The 3928-nt window shown below is 49.6% G+C and carries 4 protein-coding genes; 3 read left to right on the top strand and 1 reads right to left on the bottom strand.

The window, feature by feature from the left end; genetic code table 11:
• Positions 1-468 precede the first annotated feature (468 nt).
• From FC99_RS12695 to FC99_RS12685, 3 genes are all read left to right on the top strand, one after another.
• Complete coding sequence (locus FC99_RS12695; protein WP_048735896.1) at positions 469-1056, top strand: hypothetical protein; 588 nt, start codon at positions 469-471, stop codon at positions 1054-1056.
• A gap of 299 nt (positions 1057-1355) precedes the next feature.
• The gene (locus FC99_RS12690; RefSeq protein WP_048735895.1) at positions 1356-1685 is read left to right on the top strand and encodes a toxin-antitoxin system HicB family antitoxin; all 330 of its coding nucleotides are present in this window, start codon (positions 1356-1358) and stop codon (positions 1683-1685) included.
• 11 nt (positions 1686-1696) lie between these two features.
• Positions 1697-2539 (top strand): SPFH domain-containing protein, encoded by an 843-nt coding sequence (locus FC99_RS12685; protein ID WP_048735894.1) that lies wholly within the window; start codon positions 1697-1699, stop codon positions 2537-2539.
• 63 nt (positions 2540-2602) lie between these two features.
• Here FC99_RS12685 and FC99_RS12680 read toward each other — a convergent pair whose 3' ends face one another.
• Positions 2603-3769 (bottom strand): hydroxymethylglutaryl-CoA synthase, encoded by a 1167-nt coding sequence (locus FC99_RS12680; RefSeq protein ID WP_048735893.1) that lies wholly within the window; start codon positions 3767-3769, stop codon positions 2603-2605.
• Positions 3770-3928: the final 159 nt, after the last annotated feature.

Here is a 3928-nt window from a genome sequence, read left to right as displayed (position 1 = left end):
TTGCGTGGCCCATTCGGGAGTACCGACGGTCAAGCCGGGAATCTCGCCCAACCGGGGGCTAAAGACATTGTCAACCCGCGGATTAGCGGCTAAGGCCTTTTCTACGCGTTCAATTCGGGAAATCTGTTCGTCATCAAAAAACGGTCCTGCTAAGTAAACGTTGGTCACACTAATCTCCTCATTTCTCTAAATTGTCCGTGGTCGCCAATCATCGTAAATTGACGGTCTAACGGGATGACTTTATTATACTGGAAAGCTTAACTTTTTACGACATATTTTTAATTAATATTCGGTTATAAAATGATAGTTTAAGCGTTTTCACCCTAATGTGACCTAATGTTCGACTATTTTACCAACCGGTTGGCCTTGATTTATTCTATAACTGATTCATGCTATACTAATGAAAACTAATTTAACCGTTTTTTCTGGTCACAGACATGTGGCCAGTACCTGTGGGGAGGAATTCATATGGTTCTGGGCTTTGCCATCATCTGTGGTCTAATTACCATCATTGCTATTTTTTCATTAACGCTTGCGATTCAACGCCGCGAGTCTAAGGTCGGTCCTGGACTGGTACTGGTAATTGCCCTCCTCCTAACCGGAATTTCGGTATGGAAGTTACCCTACTGGTCGCATGAATCAGCTGCGCCGACTACTAGTCACACCGTGAAGAAGGCAAAATTAAAGTCGCAATCCGGTCAGGCTTTCGGTTCCAGCACGACAACTACCGACCGGCGCAGCACGGAGAAGAAAATTCAGCAGCAATTGCAGTCATCACTAAAGGACATGGGGACGGTCGTCTTCGACCATCAATCGAAAACCTATGAAGTCACCGTCACCAACGCCAACCTCAAAAAAACGATTGCGGCCCTGAAACAAGATCCCAGTCAGGCCAAGCAAGCAAAATGGCCGCAATTTACCAACGGTTTTGCTAAAACCAGTGCCTCTTTGAAAAAGTCATTGGGCAACGGCTACACCTTTAAGATTAAGGTCGGTAACCAAGCTCCCGTGCTAATTTTTAAGGATGGTTACATCATCAAAAATAGTTTTGAATAGTGCCAATAAGCTTAGACGACTAGTGTCTAGGCTTTTTTCTTTACGATAACCTGTGCATCAATCATCGGTCGCAGTCTCTAAGCATACATTCCACACAATTGCCGGTACTTACTACTGAAATAACGTTGAAGGTTTTGCTTTGTCCCCTAACGGAAGTGCCAGTCTCAGCTGAGGAGGCCCAGACACCTTGTCCTTACCGTTCCAGCCCACGCCTAACGGCCACTAAGGCAAAGGAGCATTTAAGTGGTCACAACGATATCAAAGTGATATCATTAAGCTATCATTAGGAGGCAAGAATCATGGCAAAAGACAAACAAAAACGTTTTTTACTACGAATGGACGACAGCCTGTTCGAACGCCTGTCTAACGCTGCTGACGCCGATGGTCGGAGCATCAACGCCTACATCGTTAAGCTGCTCTCTCAGGCCGCCCCGCATGGCAACTGGGAGCAGCGCCAGTTGATCGGTCGTTCTTTGTCTGGTAAAGATCTCGACACCAAGTCCGGCCTCGTGTTAGTTGCTGGAATTTACTATCGGTATCTTCTCGAATCACCTGAGAAGCCCGATCCTACCGCCAGCTATACTATCACAGAGAGTAACGGCAACATCTTAACGCTTAAAAAAATCTAGGGGGAATCGGAATGCTCGGAATCAGAATCGTTCGTCAAAATAATGAAGGTTTAGTTGAAACGTTGGGAAAATACAAGCGGAGCGTCACTTCCGGAATTCATTTCTACTTGCCACTGATTCAAAAGATTCGCACGGTTAGCCTAGCGATGACACCCCTGGCTCTGCCTAATTATTCTGTGATCACCAAGGATAACGCCGATGTCTCGGCCAGCCTGACTCTCAACTATCACGTCACCAACTCCGTCAAATACCAATACGAAAATACGGACTCCGTGGAATCCATGGCGCAACTGGTTCGCGGTCACCTACGGGATATCATCGGGCGGATGGATCTGAACGAAGCCCTGGGCTCAACGGCCAAGATCAACCTGGAACTCGCTACGGCCATCGGTGACTTGACCGATACCTATGGGATCAACGTCGACCGGACCAATATTGACGAACTAACGCCTTCCAAGGCCATTCAATCCGCCATGGACAAGCAGTTGACCGCCGACCGGGAGCGAATCGCCACCATCGCTCAAGCCGAAGGTGAAGCCAAGTCCATTGAGTTGACGACGAAAGCCAAAAACGACGCCCTCATGGCCACGGCGACCGCCGAAGCCACAGCTACTCGCACCCGAGCCGACGCCGAAAAATATCGCATCGACACGGTCAACTCCAGTTTAGGCAACGCGCAACCCGGATTCTTTGAAAATCAATCAATCACGGCCTTTAGCGACCTTGCCAAATCGCCAGCCAATGTTGTGGTGGTCCCAAACGACCACATCGCTGACCTTGGTCAGATTCCCGCAATCGGTGCCGCACTGAAAAGTGGCTTAGCAACACCACCAAAGACACGGCCTAAAGCTTAAGACTCTAAAAAAGGTGTCCTAATCTCCGAAGTGGAAATTGGGACACCTTTTGTGACTCAAAAATTACTGTTTACGATATTGTCGCTGTTCGTGTTGCCGCCCCGCCAAGTAGTAGGTTGCTGTCTCTTCGCCCACTGCGAGTTGTTCATCACGACTATTGTTACTGAGCTGGCTAGTATAAATTTGCTCATAATCCGCGACAGACACTCGTCGTCGATCTGCAAGCTGCTTAGCCAACTGCTCCTCGGCAAAGCCATCACGGAAGTTCGGCTGCAAGACCCCACTAAAGAATTCGCCCTCAGCACCCGATCCGTAGCTGAAGAACCCGATGCGGTCGTTGGCGACTAATTGCCCGTGCCGCAGCAGCGACAAGAAGCTCAGGTAGAGTGAACCAGTATACAAGTTGCCCACGTTGCGATTGTCCTCTTGACTAGCCTCAAAGGCCGCCGTCAAGCTCGCCTGTTGTTCGGGCGTGGCCTCCGGTAAAATCTGCCGCAACCCCTTCCGTCCCATTTTAGTAAACGGCAGATGGAAGGCAAACGCGGCAAAGTCGGCAATCGACCGCTGCGTCTGTTGCTGATAATCCGTCCAGACCGTTTTAAAGAAGTCCAGATAGACGTTGGTCGAGTATTTCCCATCAACCAGTGCTTCGGTCCGGTAAGTCGGCCGCCAAAAGTCCATGACGTCTTCCGTGTGATAACTGCTGACATCGTCCAAGGCCAGGATGGTCGGGTCGGCGGTCACTAGCATGGCAACGGCCCCACCGCCTTGAGTCACTTCACCAGCCGTACGTAACCCGTAGCGGGCAATGTCCGCACCAATGACCAAGACTTTTGCTTGCGGATGAACCCGTACGTAGTCGGCGGCTAGCTGCAACCCAGCCGTGGCCCCGTAGCAAGCTTGTTTTAATTCGATGGCGCGCGTGTTTTGAGGCAAACCCAGTAAGTGGGCCAGATAGACGGCCGTGGCCTTGGAATTATCGATGCCTGATTCGGTTCCGAATAGCACCATCCCGATTTTCGCTTTGAGCGCCGGTGTCAAAATCTGTTCGGCCGCATTTGCCGCCATCGTGACCACGTCTTGTGTTGGTGGAATCACGGCCTGCTTGGATTGCCCAATCCCAATTAGATATTTGTTGGGGTCTTCCCCGCGTGCGGTGGCAAGCTCCGCCATATCGACATACATTCCGGGGGTGTAAAATCCAATCTTATCAATTCCTACTACCGTCATGACCTAATTCCTCCTGTACGTTTCCGTGAAAAATTCTACGCTAACCATACCATTTTAAGCGGGTTACTAGCAAATATCATCCATTTGTATGATACAATTTTCTCCAATCGAGTAGGAGGTAGCCGATTATTTCGGCTACCGACCTCTCACACCACCGTA

The sequence above is a fragment of the Levilactobacillus koreensis JCM 16448 genome, from assembly GCF_001435525.1.
Taxonomy (GTDB): domain Bacteria; phylum Bacillota; class Bacilli; order Lactobacillales; family Lactobacillaceae; genus Levilactobacillus; species Levilactobacillus koreensis.
The sequence above is the reverse complement of the archived record's forward strand: the minus strand, read 5'-3'. Positions and strand labels throughout refer to the sequence as shown.

Excerpts from the sequence above, each read along its gene's own strand:
- FC99_RS12695 (WP_048735896.1), top strand. The coding sequence starts at position 469 with ATGGTTCTGGGCTTTGCCATCATCTGTGGTCTAATTACCATCATTGCT.
- FC99_RS12685 (WP_048735894.1), top strand. The coding sequence starts at position 1,697 with ATGCTCGGAATCAGAATCGTTCGTCAAAATAATGAAGGTTTAGTTGAA.
- FC99_RS12680 (WP_048735893.1), bottom strand. The coding sequence starts at position 3,769 with ATGACGGTAGTAGGAATTGATAAGATTGGATTTTACACCCCCGGAATG.
- FC99_RS12690 (WP_048735895.1), top strand. The coding sequence starts at position 1,356 with ATGGCAAAAGACAAACAAAAACGTTTTTTACTACGAATGGACGACAGC.